The sequence below is a fragment of the Terriglobales bacterium genome (assembly GCA_035624475.1).
Lineage (GTDB): Bacteria > Acidobacteriota > Terriglobia > Terriglobales > Acidobacteriaceae > DASPRL01.
The window spans coordinates 1-15,814 of record DASPRL010000018.1 but is presented as its reverse complement, the minus strand read 5'-3'; the positions used below and the strand labels follow the sequence as shown (position 1 = coordinate 15,814).

The following is a 15,814-nucleotide window of genomic DNA, read 5'->3' as shown; positions in this document are numbered from 1 at the left end:
CCCGCTCCCAGCACCAGCACCTTGGCCCCGGTGATGCTCAGCCGCTGCTCCAGCGGCCGGATCACCCCCTGCACGTCGGTGTTGAAGCCGTAGAGCTTGCCGTCCTGCCCGCGGATGACGGTGTTGCACGCCCCCACCTTCTCCGCCAGCGGCTCGCAGTTGTCCAGGTGCTTGAGGATGGCTTCCTTGTAGGGCATGGTGACCGAGAGGCCGTGGATGGGGATGTCGCGTACGCAGGCCAGCAGGTCTTCCAGCTTCTTGGCGTGCAGCGCCAGGTAGACGGCATTGACGTTCTCCCGCCGGAAGCCCGCGTTCATGATGGCGGGCGAAAGCGAATGCGCCACCGGGTCGCCCACCACCCCGTAGACGCGCGTGGCCGCGTCCACCTGGCCGATGCGGTAGGTGTCGCGCAGCTCGCGCGCCGTCACCTGTCCGGGCGCGGTCTCTTCCCCCGGACCGAAGGCGGCGAAGGTGAAGACGCTGCCCGCCCGCACTCCCAGCACCCGGCTGATGATCCCCTGCTCCCCCATGCACAGCCCGATCATGGAGTGCTTCTCGCTCTTCTGCTCCAGGAACTTCATCATGCGCACGTTGTCGTAGAGACAGGTGGCGGTGCTGACGATCTTGTAGAAGTCGGCGGGCAGCCCCTGCATGCGCTGGAAGGTCTCCTCCAGCTTGCGGGTGGCGCGGAAATCGTGGAAGGAGAGGATGAGGGCGGCGTGGCTGCGGATGCGGGCAAAATCCCGGGCCGCCAGCCTCAGCCCGCTCTGCAGCTCCAGGTCCACCAGTTGGCAGCCGGCATCGCTGGCCTTGATTAGAAAGTTAACCTGCGCCGACACCGAGCCCCGGAACTTCCCCCCATTCGCCGCCCGCCGGCAGGTGGCGATGGCCAGCACCTCGGGGTGGTAATCCAGGAAGTGGCGGATGCGCTGGAAGGCGGTCGCCGGCCGCCGCAGGTAGTCTAACCTGAACTCAATAAAGGGGTTATCCCGCACCAGCGTCTCCGCCTTCTCGATCATCTCGGCGGCGCTGGGAGCGGTTACGGCGACGCACAGGCGGGGCAGGCGCAGGGGCAGAAGCCGAGGGGTATATGTGGAGACGCTCGCCATTGCACTCCTCGGGGGCGGCTTCATACTACCGATGCACCAGAAGGGATGCAACAGGGGAGTAATCTGCCCGGGCCCCTTTCCTGCCCCTAGGTACCCTTCCGGTTAACATCAGGCCATTGACCCACTTAGGGTGCTTTGCTAGCGTTGCAACCGGAAACGTCCCGCTTTTGGACGGTCGAGTCTTTGTGCGCACGGGGGCAGCCGGTCTGCCTTGGGTTTCCCGGGGTCGCTCCGGGTCCTACGCCGCCTCCGCGCCAGGGGAATCCGGAGGAAACATGAAGCGGATCGGTTTGGTCCTTGTAGCACTGGCGGCCGTGGCCATGGCCCAGCAGCCGAGCACCCAGACGCCGGCGGCCCAGGTGGCTGCCACCAATCTGGTGGAGACTGCGGAGCAGCCGACCTACTCCGACGTGTATTGTGCCGGCTTCATCACCAACCAAGCCGTGCCCGAGAGCGCCTACGTGGTCGCCGGCTGGGACACTCCCCACGAGACCTACTACGGCAGCCGCGAGTACGTTTATCTGACCGGCGGCGGCTTCCAGCCGGGCGCGGAATACAGCATCGTCCGCCACCTGCACGACCCCAACCGCTTCGAAGCCTATTCCGGACAGCACATGGAGATCGCCGGCCTGGGCCAGGCCTATGCCGAGCTGGGGCGGGTGAAGATCGTGGACGTTCGCGGCAATACCGGGATCGCCTGGGTCTCCTACTCCTGCGACGCCATCAATCCCGGCGACCTGGCCATCCCCTTCGTGGATAAACCCATTCCCACCTTCGCCCCGGTGGTCCCCTTCAATCGTTTTGCCCCGCCCAACGGCAAGCTGAGCGGGCGCATCGTGATGGCCAAGGACTTCGACTACCTGGTGGGCACCCACGGCCGCGTCTACCTCAACATCGGCGCCGACAAGGGAGTGAAGGTGGGCGACTACTTCACCATCACCCGCACCTATCCGGACACCCGCAAGGACCAAGGCGACTACCTCTCCTACAAGGCCAGCATGATCACCGACACCCAGGAGCACCCGCCCACCTTCCCCAGCACGCGCAGCGGGGAGCTGCCGCGCATGGCCCTGGGCCAGATGATCATCGTGGGTGTCACCCCCACCAGTTCCACCGGCATGGTGACCTTCGCTCTGGAATCGGTCCAGGTGGGCGACTACGTGGAGCTGACGGAGTTGCCGCCGCCCCCCCCGCCGCCGCCGCCGGCGCCCATGAACCCGCCCACCATCTCCTGTGTGGCCAGCCCGGCGACCGTGCACCTGGGGGAGAGTTCCACCATCACCTGCCAGGGCGCCAGCCCCGATGACCGCCCGCTCACCTACACCTTCACCGCCGACCGCGGGCAGCTCGCGCCACGGGACAACACCGCGGTGCTGGCTACCCAGAACGTCAGCCCCGGCGCCGTCACCGTCACCTCCACCGCCACCGACGACCGCAACCTGTCGGCCAGCGCCATCAACACCATCAACGTGGAAACCGCCCCCGCGCCCCCGGCCGCCGCCAAGCTGGCCGACATCAACTTCAAGCGCGGCTCCGCCTACGTGGACAACAAGGCCAAGGCCATCCTCGACGACATCGCCCTGCGCCTGCAGCGCGAGTCCGACGCCAGCGCCGTGGTCATCGGCTTCCGCGATGCCAAGGAGGCCAAGACCCTGGCCGCGCGCCGCGCCAACAACGTCAAGGCCTACCTCACCCGCTCCAAGGGCATCGACCCCAAGCGCATCGAGACGCGTACCGCCACCGAGGCCGGCATGAAGGCGGAGGTCTGGATCGTGCCCGCGGGCGCCAGCATGCCCTAGGGACGTCGCCTGTCGCCAGTCTCCAGTCGCCAGCGGCAACCACCGCTGGCGATTTTCTTTGCTTCGGATCTCAGGAGTTTCGCCGCGGATTCACGCCGGATTTCCGCGGATGGGCTAACGGCTAACGACCAACGACCAACGACTAACGGCTGTCTCCATCCCCGAAGACCTCGGCGGTGAACCCTTCGATCGCCGCCCCGCGCCGCCAGGCGTCGCCGGGCAGGCCGGCCTTGTGGCAGGTTTCCTCCAGAAAGGTCTCGACGTTCCAGCCATACTCCCCCGGGACCTGGGGCAGGAGCAGGCCGCGCTGCCGCCCCAGCCCGACCACCAGGCCGTGGCGCCCGATCTCGATCTCCTCCGGGCGGATGGGCCGCAGGGGAGAGAGCACGCTGATCTCTGCCTCCAGTTCCGCGACCTCCTCCGCACTCACCGGGTAGAAACGGGTGTCGTGAAAGGCGGCCGCCACCGCGGTCTCCGCCACCGTGCGGTAGAGCGGATGGAGGGCCAGCACGTAGCCCACGCAGCCGCGCAATTGCCCGCGCAGGTGCCAGGTGGTGAAGGCGCCGCGGGGCTCCGCCAGGTGGCCCGAAGGCGGGGTGAGGTCGATCTCCCGGTCCTCGAGCGAGGCGCGCACCGCCCGGTGGGCCAACTCCAGCAGCAGGCGCCGCTCTTCCGGCGAGTACTCGGGGACCACCACGGCGGCGGGCGGATTGGGTTGCGGTGAGGCCATCACCGTTGCTGCGGCGGTTGCGTGGGCAGCTCCTCGGGCGCCACCCCGAACTTCTTGGGGCGGCTGAGAATGAAGGCGCGGCGCTTGCGCCGCTTGGTCACCGACTTGTCGATCTTCACCCAGAAGGCGGCGAAGTAGTCCACCGCCGAGCCCAGCGACAGGAACACGGTGTAGCCGATGGCGAACAGCGCGATCATGTGCACGGGGAAGACGTAGTCGCCGGGCACCGGCAGCGGCCAGAAGTGCCAGGCATGGTCGAGGATGGCGGCCACCACCGCCACGATCTGCACCACCATCTTCAGCTTGCCCAGGTCGCTGGCCTCGATGGTGAAGCCCTCGGAGGCCGCGATGGAGCGCAGCCCGCTCACCAGGAACTCCCGCCCCACGATGATCACCGCGATCCACGCCGGCACGATCGAGGGATTCACTTGCACCAGGGTGATGAAGGCGGCCGCGATCATCAGCTTGTCGGCCAGCGGGTCCAGCAGCATGCCCATGGTGGTGATCTGCCCGCGCTTGCGCGCCAAATACCCGTCGATGCCGTCGGTGATGCTGGCGGCCACGAACACCAGCGCCGCCGCCAATTCCCGCTCTCCGTGGAAGGCCTGGAAGTGCCCCCCCGCCAGCAGGATCCAGATCAGCAGCGGCACCGCCGCGATGCGGGTCAGCGTGATGTAGTTGGGCAGATTCACGGAAAATCAGTGGATGGTGAATAGTGGATCGTGGTCAGCAGCTGGCGAGCCAGGAACAGGCTGGGGGCGAGACGGCTGCCCACACCACCCATCACCCGCAAATTATGCGCTTCTGGGCAAGGGGAAAGCAATGAAAGCAGTGGATCGTGAATAGTGGATAGGCAAGCGCGGGTACGGGCTGCGGCGTCAGGAGTCAGGACGACCCCACCCAGCTACCGCCGCCCAACCGAGTACTGGGTACTGAGTACTGGCTTTACGCGTAGATGCCGCGCTGGCGGATGGTGTAGGCCACCCGGTCGATGGCCAGCATGTACGCCGCGATGCGGTTGTTCACCCCGTGGGTCTCGGCGTAGCGCACCACGTCCTCGAAGCTGGAGCGCATGATGTGCTCCAGTTGCTCGATGACCACCGACTCCTTCCAGAAGTATCCCTGCCGGTCCTGCACCCACTCGAAGTAGCTGGCAGTCACGCCCCCGGCGTTGGCCAGGATGTCGGGGATGACGAAGACTTTCTTCTCCGCCAGGATGTCGTCGGCGGCGGCGGTGGTGGGGCCGTTGGCCCCCTCCACCAGGATGCGCGCCTTCACCCGATCGGCGTTCTGGCTGGTGATCACGTTCTCGGTGGCCGCCGGGATCAGGAGGTCGCAATCGCTGACCAGCAGCTCGTGCTCGTCCATCTTCTCGGCGCCGGGGAAGCCCACCACGGTGCCGTTGCGCTGCCGGTACTCCAGCAGGGCGTTGATGTCGAGGCCCTTCTTGTTGTAGAGGCCGCCGTCGATCTCGGCCAGCCCGATCACCTTGTAGCCGGCCTCCTGCATCAGGCGGGCGGTGTTGGAGCCCACGTTGCCGAAGCCCTGCACGATCACCCGCGTCTCCTCGCGGTTCATGCCCAGCTTCTTCAGGGCCTCGTCGGCCACGATCATCACCCCGCGCCCGGTGGCCTCGCGCCGGCCCCGCGAGCCTCCCATGTTGATGGGCTTGCCGGTCACCACCGCGGTCACCGTCTGCCGCATGTGCATGGAGTAGGTGTCCATCATCCACGCCATGACCTGCTCGTTGGTGTTCATGTCGGGGGCCGGCACGTCCTTCTCCGGCCCGATGAACTCGATCAGTTCGGCGGTATAGCGGCGCGTGATCTTCTCCAGCTCCGCCATGGAAAGCTTCTTGGGATCGCAGATCACGCCGCCCTTGGCCCCGCCGAAGGGGATGTTCACCACCGCGCACTTCCAGGTCATCCAGGAGGCCAGCGCCCGCACCTCGTCCAGGGTGACGTCGGGGGAGTAGCGCACCCCGCCCTTGGCCGGCCCGCGCGCGATGGAGTGCTGCACCCGGAAGCCGGTGAACACCTCGATGCGCCCGTCGTCCATGGCGATGGGGATGTGCACGATGATCTCGCGGGTGGGGTAGCGCAGGATCTTCCACAGTCCTTCGTCCAGATTCAGTTTCTGCGCCGCCAGGTCGAAGCGCGCAGCTTGCGCTTCCCAGGGGTTGATTTCCTGTTCCAGGGAAATGGTTTTCATGACGTCTCCGGCGGTCGGACCCCGCCGCCCCGCAGGCACAAGGAGAGCCTTCCCAGGGCGGCATGAATGTCTAGGACGTTGGCAAAGTATATGTAGACGGCCCCAGGGAAGGCAAGCCGGGAGAGGCACTTAGGGGGAGGGGAGGCCACCAACTACTAACTCCCAACTCCTGACTACAGTTGGATCTCCATCCCCTCGCTGGCCGCCCTCACCTTGGGATAGTGGTCGCGGGCCGCCTTCACGATGCTGTCGATGCAAGCGTCGTTGTGGTCGGGGTCGTGGTGGAAGAGCACCAGCTCCTTGGCCCCGCTCTCCATGACGATGTTGACCGCCTCCCGCCAGTGGCTGTGCCCCCAGCCCCGGCGCTTGGCTTCATACTCGTCGGGCAGGTACTGGGCGTCGTAGATGAGCACGTCCGCGCCCTGCGCCAGCTTGCGCACGTTCTTGTCGAAGACGGGGTGGCCGGGCTCGTTGTCGGTGGCGTACACCAGCACCCCTTTCTCGGTCTCGATGCGGAAGCCCAGGCAGCCCTGCGGGTGGTTCAGCCACATGGACTGGATCACGCAGTCGTCGAAGGAGATGCGGTCTTCTTCGATGTCATAAAAATTGCGGTGCGCCGCCATCTCGCTCATGTCCACCGGAAAGTAGGGGTCGGCCATCTGCTCCTCGATGGCCCGCTGCAGCCCCCGCGTCCGGTTCGACGAATGGAAGAAGAAGTAATTGTCGCGGTTGTTGTACAGCGGGGTGAAGAAGGGGATGCCCTGGATGTGGTCCCAGTGGAAGTGCGAGATGAAGATGTGGGCGTAGATGGGCTTCTTCTGGAACTCCTCTTCCAGGCGCTTGCCCAGCACGCGGAAGCCGGTGCCGCAGTCGAAGACGTAGAGCTGGCCGTTGATGCGCACCTCCACGCAGGAGGTGTTGCCCCCGTAGCGCAGGTTCTCGATCTGTGGAGTGGGGGTGGAGCCTCGCACCCCCCAGAATTTGACCTGCATGCGCCTCCGCGCGGCCACCCTCCCCTCCCTCCGGGGAGGTGGCATGAGCCTGCCTTCGCTCGGGCGCGCGCCGTCAGCCGGGCAGGATCCGCCCGGGCCGGCCGGGGTGCGTCCGATGGAGCCTGCGACCATCCCCAGCCCGGCCATGCAGCGCCGCGGTGGAGGACCAGCCGGGGAGAGTCGGCTGCGAAATTGGGCAAAGTATATACGTCCTCACGAAGGGGAAGCAAACCTGCGCGCGCCCGGCCGCGCGGCGAGCCCCGCGCCCGCCCTCCCAGCCGGGAAAATGGCCGGAAAGGGGTGGGCTGGGGTCAGGGTGCAACCTGCCCAGACCGCACCCTGACCGTGGGTTCGTGACCCGGTACCGCCCTCCTCCGGACTCAGGCCAGCTCGAAGCGATCCAGGTTCATCACTTTGGTCCACGCCGCCACGAAGTCCTTCACGAACTTTTCCTTGGAGTCCGTGCAGGCATAGACCTCCGCCAGGGCGCGCAGCTCGGAGTTCGAACCGAAGATCAGGTCGACCCGGGTGCCGGTCCACTTGACCTTGCCGGTGGCGCGGTCGCGCCCTTCGTAGACGCCCTCCGCGCCGTTGGCCGGCTGCCATTCCGTGCTCATGTCGAGCAGGTTGCCGAAGAAGTCGTTGCTCAGCGTCTCCGGCCGCTTGGTGAAGACGCCGTGCGTGGACTTCCCGGCGTTGGCGCCCAGGACGCGCAGGCCGCCGACCAGGACCGTCATCTCCGGGGCCGTCAGCGTCAAGAGTTGTGCCTTGTCGATCAGCAATTCCTCCGCGGACACGCTGAACCGGGCCTTCTGGTAGTTGCGGAAGCCGTCCGCGACCGGCTCCAGATGGGTGAAGGACTCGACGTCGGTCTGCTCCGGCGACGCGTCCGTGCGCCCCGGCGTGAAGGGGACCTTCACGTCGTGCCCGGCGGCCTTCGCGGCCTTCTCGACCGCCGCACCGCCGCCCAGAACGATCAGGTCGGCCAGCGAGACCTTCTTCTTCCCGTTGGCCTTCGAGCCGTTGAACTCCTTCTGGATGGCTTCCAGCGTCCGCAGCACCTTGGCCAGTTGCGCCGGCTGGTTGACCTCCCAATCCTTCTGAGGCTCAAGACGGATGCGCGCTCCGTTGGCCCCGCCGCGCTTGTCGGAGCCGCGGAAGGTCGCCGCCGACGCCCAGGCCGTCGAGACCAGTTGCGAGACCGACAGGCCGGACTTGAGGATCTTGGCCTTCAGAGCGGTGACGTCCTTCACCTCGATCCGCTTGTGAGCGGCCGCCGGAACCGGGTCCTGCCAGATCAACTCCTCCTCCGGGACCTCGGGGCCGAGATAGCGGGAACGCGGGCCCATGTCCCGGTGGGTGAGCTTGAACCACGCCCGCGCAAACGCGTCGGCGAACTCGTCCGGATGCTCGTGGAAGCGCCGCGAGATCTTCAGGTAGGCCGGATCGGTCCGCAACGCGATGTCGGTGACCAGCATGGTGGGCGCGTGATGCTTCGACCGGTCGAAGGCATCCGGGATCGGCTGGGCGCCGTTCTTGGCTTGGAACTGATAGGCGCCGGCCGGGCTCTTGGTCAGCTCCCATTCGTAGCCGAACAGGTTCTCGAAGAAGTTGTTGCTCCACTTCGTCGGCGTCCTGGTCCAGGTGACCTCCGGGCCGCCGGTGATGGCGTCCTTGCCTTTGCCGGCGCCATACCGGCTCTTCCAGCCCAGGCCCATCTCTTCCAGGGGCGCGGCTTCCGGCTCGGGGCCGACCAGCTTGGGATCGCCGGCGCCGTGGGTCTTGCCGAAGGTGTGGCCGCCGGCGATCAGCGCCACCGTCTCCTCGTCGTTCATGGCCATGCGGCGGAAGGTTTCGCGGATGTCCTTGGCCGCCGCCAGGGGGTCCGGCTTGCCGTTGGGACCCTCCGGATTCACGTAGATGAGACCCATCTGCACCGCGGCCAGCGGATTTTCCAGGTCGCGGTCCCCGCTGTAGCGCTTGTCGCCGAGCCAGGTTTCCTCTTTGCCCCAGTACACGGCGTCGTCCGGTTCCCACACGTCGGGACGCCCGCCGCCGAAGCCGAAGGTCTGGAAGCCCATCGACTCCAGCGCGACGTTGCCGGCCAGGATCATCAGGTCGGCCCAGGAGATCTTGCGGCCGTACTTCTGCTTGACCGGCCACAGCAGGCGGCGCGCCTTGTCGAGGTTGGCGTTGTCCGGCCAGGAGTTGAGCGGCGCGAAGCGCTGTTGGCCGGTGCCCGCGCCGCCGCGCCCGTCGCCGATGCGGTAGGTGCCCGCGGCGTGCCACGCCATACGGATGAAGAGCCCGCCGTAATGGCCGAAGTCCGCCGGCCACCACTCCTGGCTCGCCGTCATCAGCGCGCGCAGGTCCTTCTTCAGCCCTTGGAAGTCGAGCTTCTTGAATTCGTCGGCGTAGTGGAAGCCCTCGCCCATGGGATCGGACTGGGGCGAGTTCTGGCGCAGGATCCTGAGGTTCAGTTGCTTCGGCCACCAGTCGCTGTTCGACCTCATCCCGACGTTGGTGGTCCCGTGCATGACCGGGCACTTGGTCTCGGTTGCCATGGTATTTCTCCTTCCTGATCAGCCGAAATTTGAGTTCAGAACTGTCACGAACTGCGAATCCATCCTGTCCTTCCTGATTCGCGCAGTCTCCACCCGCCGCGCCGGCTGGCGCCCGCTATGAGTCCGGCATCCGCACGCCTACCTCACGGAACGGGAAGCGCGCCGCGGAGAGCACTTCGCGCAGAGCCCCCGGAAGATGAGTTCGCACTCCCGCAAGATCCGTTTGCCGAGGGAACCGGAAGCCGGCCGGGGAACCTGGTACCACTCCACGTCCTCGACCTTGCCGCAGCGGTCGCAGATGAAGTGGTGATGGCGCATGCCTTTGGCATCGAAGCGTGCGGCGCGGCCCTCGACCGCCACCTCCCGCACCAGACCCGCCTGCACCAGGTCCCGCAGATTATTGTAAGTCGTGGCCCGGGAAGAGCGCGGAGCCACGCGATTCACGGCGGCGAAGATCTCCGCCGCCGTGGGATGCCGCTTGCATCCCATCAGGAACGCCATCACCGCGCAGCGCTGCGGCGTGCAGCGCAATCCGCTGCCCTCCAGGGACCGTTGGATCGCCGCGGCGTCCATGGGAAAAGTAGAATATATCTAAATTGATATTGTCAAGGCGCACCTGGGTCTGCTGCCGGCAGCGAAAGCCGGTACAGCTCCGGCCAGCGCGCGTCGTAGTCCACGATCTGGATCCGGCACGGCAAAGGCGCAACCTCTCGCGCATCGTGTAGTCTAACCGTTCCGGCCCCGCCCCATGGGACGGGCTGACCTCATGCTGCGCCCCGACTATGACGAGTTCGAGCGCTTGGCCCAGAGCGCCACCCTGGTGCCGGTGGCCAAGTCCATCACCGCCGACCTGGCCACGCCCGTCTCCGCCTTCCTCAGCCTGGCCGCGGGCGAGTCCCACGCTTTCCTGCTGGAATCGGTGGAAGGCGGCGAGAAGATCGGCCGCTACACCTTCCTGGGCGCCCGCCCTTCCATGGTGCTGACCGCGCGCGGCCAGGAGATCACGCTCGAGCGCGGCAAGAAGCGCGAGCGCCGCTCGGGCAGCCTCTTCGCCGTCCTGCGCGAACTGCTGGAGCAGCATCGCCCCGCCGCCGTTCCCGGCCTGCCTCCCTTCACCGCCGGCGCCGTCGGCTTCTTCTCCTACGACGTGGTGCGGCAACTGGAGCGGCTGCCGGAGCGCGCGCGCCGCGACCTCGACGTCCCCGACTGCGTGCTGATGTTCTTCGATCGCCTGCTGGCCTTCGACCACCTGCGCCACCAGATCCACATCGTGGCCGCCGCCGACGTCAGGGAGGAAGCCCCGAAGCGCGCCTACGCCCGCGCCCTCGCCGACATCGCCGCCATCGAGAAGCGCCTGGCCGCGGGCGCGCGTCCCCGCGACATCCTGGCGGCCCGCCGCCCGGCCCAGGGCAAGCTCAAGGTGCGCGCCGTCACCCGCCCTCGCGACTTCCTCGCCGCCGTCCGCCGCACCAAGGAGTACATCATGGCCGGCGACGTCTTCCAGGCGGTGCTCTCGCAGCGCTGGGACTTCCAGCCCGGGGTCGACCCCTTCCACATCTACCGCGCTCTGCGCGCCGTCAACCCGTCTCCGTACCTGTACTTCCTGCGGATGGGCGACACCCACGTGCTGGGCTCCTCCCCGGAGATGCTGGTGAAGGTGAGCGGGCGCAAGCTGGAGTACCACCCCATCGCGGGCACGCTGCCGCGCGGCGCCGATGAGGAGGAGGACTGCCGCCTGGAGGCCCGGCTGCGCTCCGACGAGAAGGAGCGCGCCGAGCACGTCATGCTGGTGGACCTGGGGCGCAACGACCTGGGCCGGGTCTCCGAGTACGGCTCGGTGCGGGTGCGCGACCTGATGTACGTGGAGCGCTACTCCCACGTCATGCACCTGGTCTCGGCCATCGAGGGCAGGCTGCGCCCCGGGCTGCACCCGGTGGACGCCTTCGCCGCCTGCTTTCCCGCCGGCACGCTCACCGGCGCTCCCAAGGTGCGCGCCATGGAGATCATCGAGGAACTGGAGCCGGTGCGCCGCGGCCTCTATGGAGGCTCCGTGCTCTATGCCGACTTCGCCGGCAACCTGGATTCCTGCATCGCCATCCGTACCCTGTTCCTGCAGGGCAAGCGCGCCTCGGTGCAGGCGGGCGCCGGCATCGTCGCCGACTCCGACCCCGGGAGCGAGTTTCAGGAGTCGGTGAACAAGGCCCAAGCGGTGCTGCGCGCGGTCGAACTGGCGCGGGGAGGCTTGTAGCCGCCGCCAGTGACAAGTGTCGAGAAACGGCCTGTAATAGTGGTCAGTGGCCAGTGGTCAGTGGCCGGTCAGGAGAGGAGCACGATCGTCATGAAATTGAAATCATATCGAGAGTTGATAGCCTGGCAGAAGGCGATGGCCCTTGTGACCGACGTGTACCGGCATACTCAGGACTTTCCAGGGAAAGAGATGTACGGCCTCACCAGCCAGATTCGCAGATCCGCGGTATCGGTGCCGAGCAACATCGCTGAAGGTCAGGGACGTCGGTCGACGGGCGAGTTCCAGCAGTTCTTGGGTCATGCGAAGGGCTCGTTATTCGAGCTCGAGACGCAGATCCTTATCGCTCGCAATCTCAATTATCTGAGCGAGAAGGGAAGTTCCGAACCCTTGGCTTCAGCGGGAGAAGTCGGTCGCATCTTGAACGGCTTGGTCGATTCTCTAGCAGCATGAACTGGCCACTGGCCACTGGCCACTGACCACTAGCGACTATGGTCTTCGTCCTCGACAACTACGATTCCTTCACCTACAACCTGGTCCAGTATCTGGGCGAGCTGGGGCAGCAGGTGGAAGTCCGCCGCAACGACCAGGTCACGGTGGACGAGGTCGAAGCGCTGAAGCCCGCGCGCGTCCTGCTCTCCCCGGGCCCCTGCACCCCGCAGGAAGCCGGCATCAGCATCGAGCTGATCCGCCGCCTGGCCGGCCAGGTACCCATCCTGGGCGTCTGCCTGGGGCACCAGGCCATCGGCGCGGCTTTCGGCGGCCAAGTGGTGCGCGCCGCCCACGTCATGCACGGCAAGACCAGCGAGATCGAGCACGATGGCAAGGCGGTCTTCCGCGGCCTGCCTTCGCCCTTCACCGCCACCCGCTACCACTCGCTGGTGGTCGCCGAGAAGGGCCTGCCCCAGGAATTGGAGATCTCCGCCCGCGCCCGCGAGCGCGACGGCTCCAGCGTGATCATGGGCCTGCGCCACCGGCGCTTCCCCGTCGAAGGCGTGCAGTTCCATCCGGAGAGCGTGCTCACCCAGCACGGCAAGCGATTGCTGGAGAACTTCCTCGCGCTCTAAGACCGCCGGATGCACGCCGATCGCTTCTTGACACGCGGTCACCGCCGCGCCATGCTGTCACCGCCTCCCCGGAGAGGAATATGTCCCCAAGCTCGCAGGAACGGCGCAACGCGCGGCGCTTCAGCCTCAGCCTGCCTCTGGCGCTGGAGGCCGCCGGCCAGCCCGCCCGCGCCACCGAGACCCGCGACGTGAGCGCCCGCGGGGTCTACTTCCTGCTCGACTCCGGACTGCAGGAGGGAGTCAGCTTCGAGTTCACCCTCACCCTGCCGCCGGAGATGACCATGACGGAAAGCGTGCAGGTGCGCTGCCGGGCGCGGGTGGTGCGGGTCCGGAGCGAGGACGACAAGGTCGGGGTGGCCGCCGTCATCGAGCAATACGATTTCCTCGAGGAAGGCTGAGCCTACGGTTGTCCCCAAGGACCGCGCTGGAGTAGAGTCGTTGCCCATGCCGTATCCCCGCCATAGTTTCCGCCGCTGCCTCGCCCTGCTGGGGCTGGCCGCGCTGCTGCTGCCCGCCGCTGCCGCCGCCCAGCAGACGGTGGGCGAGGTCGTGGCCTCCGACGCCACCGTGAAAGGCTCGGTGGTGCTGGCCTCCAGCGGGACGCAGGTGCTGAGCGGCTCCTCGGTCACCGCCGGGACGGCGCCCGCGAGCCTGCGCCTGGCGCGCGGTGGGGAGGTGCGCGTCTGCCCCGGCACCAGTGTCTCGGTCTCCGCTTCCGCCAGCGGCCGCGATCTCATGCTGGGACTGAGCGCCGGCGCCCTCGAGGCCCACTACACCCTGGCCGCTTCCGCCGACTCCATCCTCACTCCCGACTTCCGCATCCTGCTGCCCGGGCCCGGCACCTTCCACTTCGCGGTCAGCTCCGATTCCGCGGGCAACGCCTGCGTGCGCTCCCTGGAGAACGACACCGCCTCGGTCATCGTCTCCGAACTGCTGGGCGACGGCACCTACCAGGTCCGCCCCGGCCAGACCGTCTTCTTCCACAACGGCCGGGTGAGCGAGGCCGGCGATGCCGGCCAGCCCTGCGGCTGCCCGCCTCCTCCCGCCACCCTGAAGGCGGAGGTGCCGCCCCCGCCGCCGGTGGGCTCCGCCCCCACCGCCGCGCTGCCCCAGCCCAAGCCTGGGGAGGTGCAGGTGCTGGTGGAGGCCCCCTTCGTCTTCCGCGCCGAGGACCTGCCCGGCCCCGCGCCCAGCCCGGTGGTCGCGCAACTGCGGCTGACGCGGCTGCCCCAGCCCGACCTGCCGCCTCCGGCCGTGCTGCCTCCCCCCACGGCGCCGCCCGCCGCCTCGGCGCAGAGCGCCCCGCCCAAGCCCGCCAAGAAGGGCTTCTTTGCGCGGGTGAGCGCCTTCTTCACGGGCATCTTCCACTAGCCCGCCGCGAGCGGACGGCAAGGAACCAAATCACCTCGGCAGGAGTCCATTGGGGAGTCAGGCGGGCGAGGGAATACAATTTTCCACACCCGCTTTCCGGATTTCATATTAAAATCAGGAGTTTCATGGCAGCCTCTGCACTAACTTCCGGCCCGGCCGGGCCTGATTCGCGGGGTTCTTCGCCCCGGCCCGACCTTTTGCCCACGCTGTTCGGGGGAGGCCTGGGTACCTACCAGGCGCGTCCTGCCAACTTCCTGCTCTCCTTCCTGCTGCACATCCTGGCGGTGGCCACGGTCCTGGCCTCCAGCATGTTCGTCTGGAGCCACAAGGTGGAGATCCAGAAGCGCGTGGCCAACGTAGTCACCGACATCAGCCCCTACCTGCTCTCCCCGGCCAAAGACCAGGCGGGAGGCGGGGGCGGGGGCGGCGACCGCGACGTGCTGGCCGCCTCCAAGGGCATCCTGCCCAAGTTCTCCCGGGAGCAGCTCGCGCCGCCGGCGGCGGTGATCCGCAATCTCAATCCCGCGCTCGCGGTCGAGCCCACCGTGGTGGTGCCTCCGCAGATCAAGATGCCGCAGGTGGGAACGCAGTACGGCGACCCGCTCACCGGGGTGCTGGGCCCGCCCTCCAACGGCACCGGCTCCGGCGGCGGCATCGGCTCGGGCTCGGGCGGCGGCGTGGGCTCCGGACGCGGTCCCGGCGTGGGACCGGGCTGGGGCGGCGGCATCGGCGGCGGCGTCTATCACGTGGGCGGAGGCGTCAGCGCCCCGCGCCTGATCTACGGTCCCGATCCCGACTATTCGGAAGAGGCGCGCAAGGCCAAGTACCAGGGCGCGGTGGTGCTTTGGGTGGTGATCGGGCCGGACGGCCGCGTCCACGACGCCCAGGTGCGTCGCTCTCTGGGCATGGGCCTGGACGAGAAGGCGCTGGAGGCGGTGAAGAGCTGGAAGTTCGAGCCCGCCCTCAAGGACAACACTCCGGTCGCGGTGCAGGTGGCCATCGAGGTCAACTTCCACCTCTACTGAGCGCGGACCATCGTCGGAAAAAAGACCAGGGGCGGCGGGCAGCCGCCCCTTCATAGTTCGGGAGGAAGCCAGAGGTCCCGGCGCGCGGGACGCCCGGGCTAGAGGTTCTTGACGCGGTTGCGCAGGGGGGCGATCTTCTCTTCCGCCGCTTCCCGGGCGTCGCGGGCCCACTCGCTGCCCTTCTCCACCCACTCCTCGGCGCGCTCGCCCAAGTCGCCCACCGCGTCGTCGTACTTGCGTTTCAGCAGGCGCCGGGTCTGCTTGCCCGATTGCGGCGCAAACAGGAGGGCCGCCAGCGCGCCCGCACCCAGCCCGATGAACAGGAAGGTGATGGCGGTGCCGACGGAGCTGCGGTCCGAGGCCCGGTAATCTCCAAAGCTCTTGAACATGAGTGCACCTCCGCTGGCTCGATTGTACGCCTTCCCCGCGCGCCGCCAACCCGGAAAAGCGCGCTCCCGGCCGCGTCCGGCCGGGCGTGGGCCATGGTGTACAATGGCGTGTTGCCCTTCCGCCCCGGACCCCTATGGCTAGCGGGGGAACGGGCAGGCCCCGACGGGGTCTTCTGAGGCAAATCCTGGTAGGAGAGACGTTCTTCATGGCAATTCCCGCCACCCAACTGCGCCCGGGCATGATCATCCGCCACAACAACGAGCTGTGCTCGGTGTTCTCGGTGGAGCACCGCACTCCCGGCAACCTGCGCG

16 protein-coding genes are annotated in these 15,814 nt (G+C 67.5%); 8 read left to right on the top strand and 8 right to left on the bottom strand.

Going from position 1 to position 15,814, the window contains the following annotated elements; all coding sequences use genetic code 11:
- Positions 1-1,109, bottom strand: a 1,109-nt coding sequence (locus VEG08_01135) for a type I 3-dehydroquinate dehydratase (GenBank protein HXZ26582.1), incomplete at its 3' end; no start/stop codon positions are given.
- Between the two features lie 275 nt (positions 1,110-1,384).
- On the opposite strand from VEG08_01135, the gene VEG08_01130 reads away from it, so the two are divergent.
- Positions 1,385-2,908 carry an OmpA family protein gene (locus tag VEG08_01130; GenBank protein HXZ26581.1) on the top strand — a complete coding sequence of 508 codons (1,524 nt, stop codon included), beginning with the start codon at positions 1,385-1,387 and terminating at the stop codon, positions 2,906-2,908.
- A 142-nt stretch (positions 2,909-3,050) separates the two neighbouring features.
- Here the strand turns inward: VEG08_01130 and amrA are convergent, their stop codons facing one another.
- From amrA to VEG08_01100, 6 genes are all read right to left on the bottom strand, one after another.
- A complete protein-coding gene (gene amrA / locus VEG08_01125) occupies positions 3,051-3,638 on the bottom strand; it encodes an AmmeMemoRadiSam system protein A (GenBank protein HXZ26580.1) in 588 nt (195 codons plus the stop codon).
- On the bottom strand, positions 3,638-4,330 hold the full coding sequence (gene pgsA, locus VEG08_01120; protein ID HXZ26579.1) for a CDP-diacylglycerol--glycerol-3-phosphate 3-phosphatidyltransferase: 693 nt from the start codon (positions 4,328-4,330) through the stop codon (positions 3,638-3,640). Before pgsA ends, amrA begins: the two co-directional genes overlap by 1 nt.
- Before the next feature lie 253 nt (positions 4,331-4,583).
- On the bottom strand, positions 4,584-5,849 hold the full coding sequence (locus VEG08_01115) for a Glu/Leu/Phe/Val dehydrogenase (protein ID HXZ26578.1): 1,266 nt from the start codon (positions 5,847-5,849) through the stop codon (positions 4,584-4,586).
- A 173-nt stretch (positions 5,850-6,022) separates the two neighbouring features.
- Positions 6,023-6,841, bottom strand: coding sequence for an MBL fold metallo-hydrolase (locus tag VEG08_01110; protein ID HXZ26577.1), 819 nt, complete (start codon positions 6,839-6,841; stop codon positions 6,023-6,025).
- A 380-nt stretch (positions 6,842-7,221) separates the two neighbouring features.
- Positions 7,222-9,405 carry a catalase/peroxidase HPI gene (gene katG, locus VEG08_01105; GenBank protein ID HXZ26576.1) on the bottom strand — a complete coding sequence of 728 codons (2,184 nt, stop codon included), beginning with the start codon at positions 9,403-9,405 and terminating at the stop codon, positions 7,222-7,224.
- Positions 9,406-9,543: 138 nt separating this feature from the next.
- Positions 9,544-9,978: a transcriptional repressor gene (locus tag VEG08_01100; GenBank protein ID HXZ26575.1), complete on the bottom strand. Its 435-nt coding sequence runs from the start codon at positions 9,976-9,978 to the stop codon at positions 9,544-9,546.
- 193 nt (positions 9,979-10,171) lie between these two features.
- On the opposite strand from VEG08_01100, the gene trpE reads away from it, so the two are divergent.
- From trpE to VEG08_01070, 6 genes are all read left to right on the top strand, one after another.
- Entirely contained in the window at positions 10,172-11,653 is a 1,482-nt protein-coding gene (trpE, locus tag VEG08_01095) for an anthranilate synthase component I (protein HXZ26574.1), read from the top strand.
- Between the two features lie 90 nt (positions 11,654-11,743).
- Positions 11,744-12,103: a four helix bundle protein gene (locus VEG08_01090; protein ID HXZ26573.1), complete on the top strand. Its 360-nt coding sequence runs from the start codon at positions 11,744-11,746 to the stop codon at positions 12,101-12,103.
- A gap of 38 nt (positions 12,104-12,141) precedes the next feature.
- Positions 12,142-12,717, top strand: a complete 576-nt coding sequence (locus VEG08_01085; GenBank protein ID HXZ26572.1) for an aminodeoxychorismate/anthranilate synthase component II — start codon at positions 12,142-12,144, stop codon at positions 12,715-12,717.
- An 80-nt stretch (positions 12,718-12,797) separates the two neighbouring features.
- Positions 12,798-13,115 (top strand): PilZ domain-containing protein, encoded by a 318-nt coding sequence (locus VEG08_01080; GenBank protein ID HXZ26571.1) that lies wholly within the window; start codon positions 12,798-12,800, stop codon positions 13,113-13,115.
- Between the two features lie 46 nt (positions 13,116-13,161).
- Positions 13,162-14,088, top strand: coding sequence for a hypothetical protein (locus tag VEG08_01075; protein HXZ26570.1), 927 nt, complete (start codon positions 13,162-13,164; stop codon positions 14,086-14,088).
- Between the two features lie 197 nt (positions 14,089-14,285).
- The gene (locus VEG08_01070) at positions 14,286-15,113 is read left to right on the top strand and encodes an energy transducer TonB (GenBank protein HXZ26569.1); all 828 of its coding nucleotides are present in this window, start codon (positions 14,286-14,288) and stop codon (positions 15,111-15,113) included.
- Between the two features lie 98 nt (positions 15,114-15,211).
- Here VEG08_01070 and VEG08_01065 read toward each other — a convergent pair whose 3' ends face one another.
- On the bottom strand, positions 15,212-15,502 hold the full coding sequence (locus tag VEG08_01065) for a YtxH domain-containing protein (GenBank protein HXZ26568.1): 291 nt from the start codon (positions 15,500-15,502) through the stop codon (positions 15,212-15,214).
- Between the two features lie 206 nt (positions 15,503-15,708).
- Here VEG08_01065 and VEG08_01060 point away from each other — a divergent pair.
- Positions 15,709-15,814, top strand: a 106-nt coding sequence (locus tag VEG08_01060) for an elongation factor P (GenBank protein ID HXZ26567.1), incomplete at its 3' end; no start/stop codon positions are given.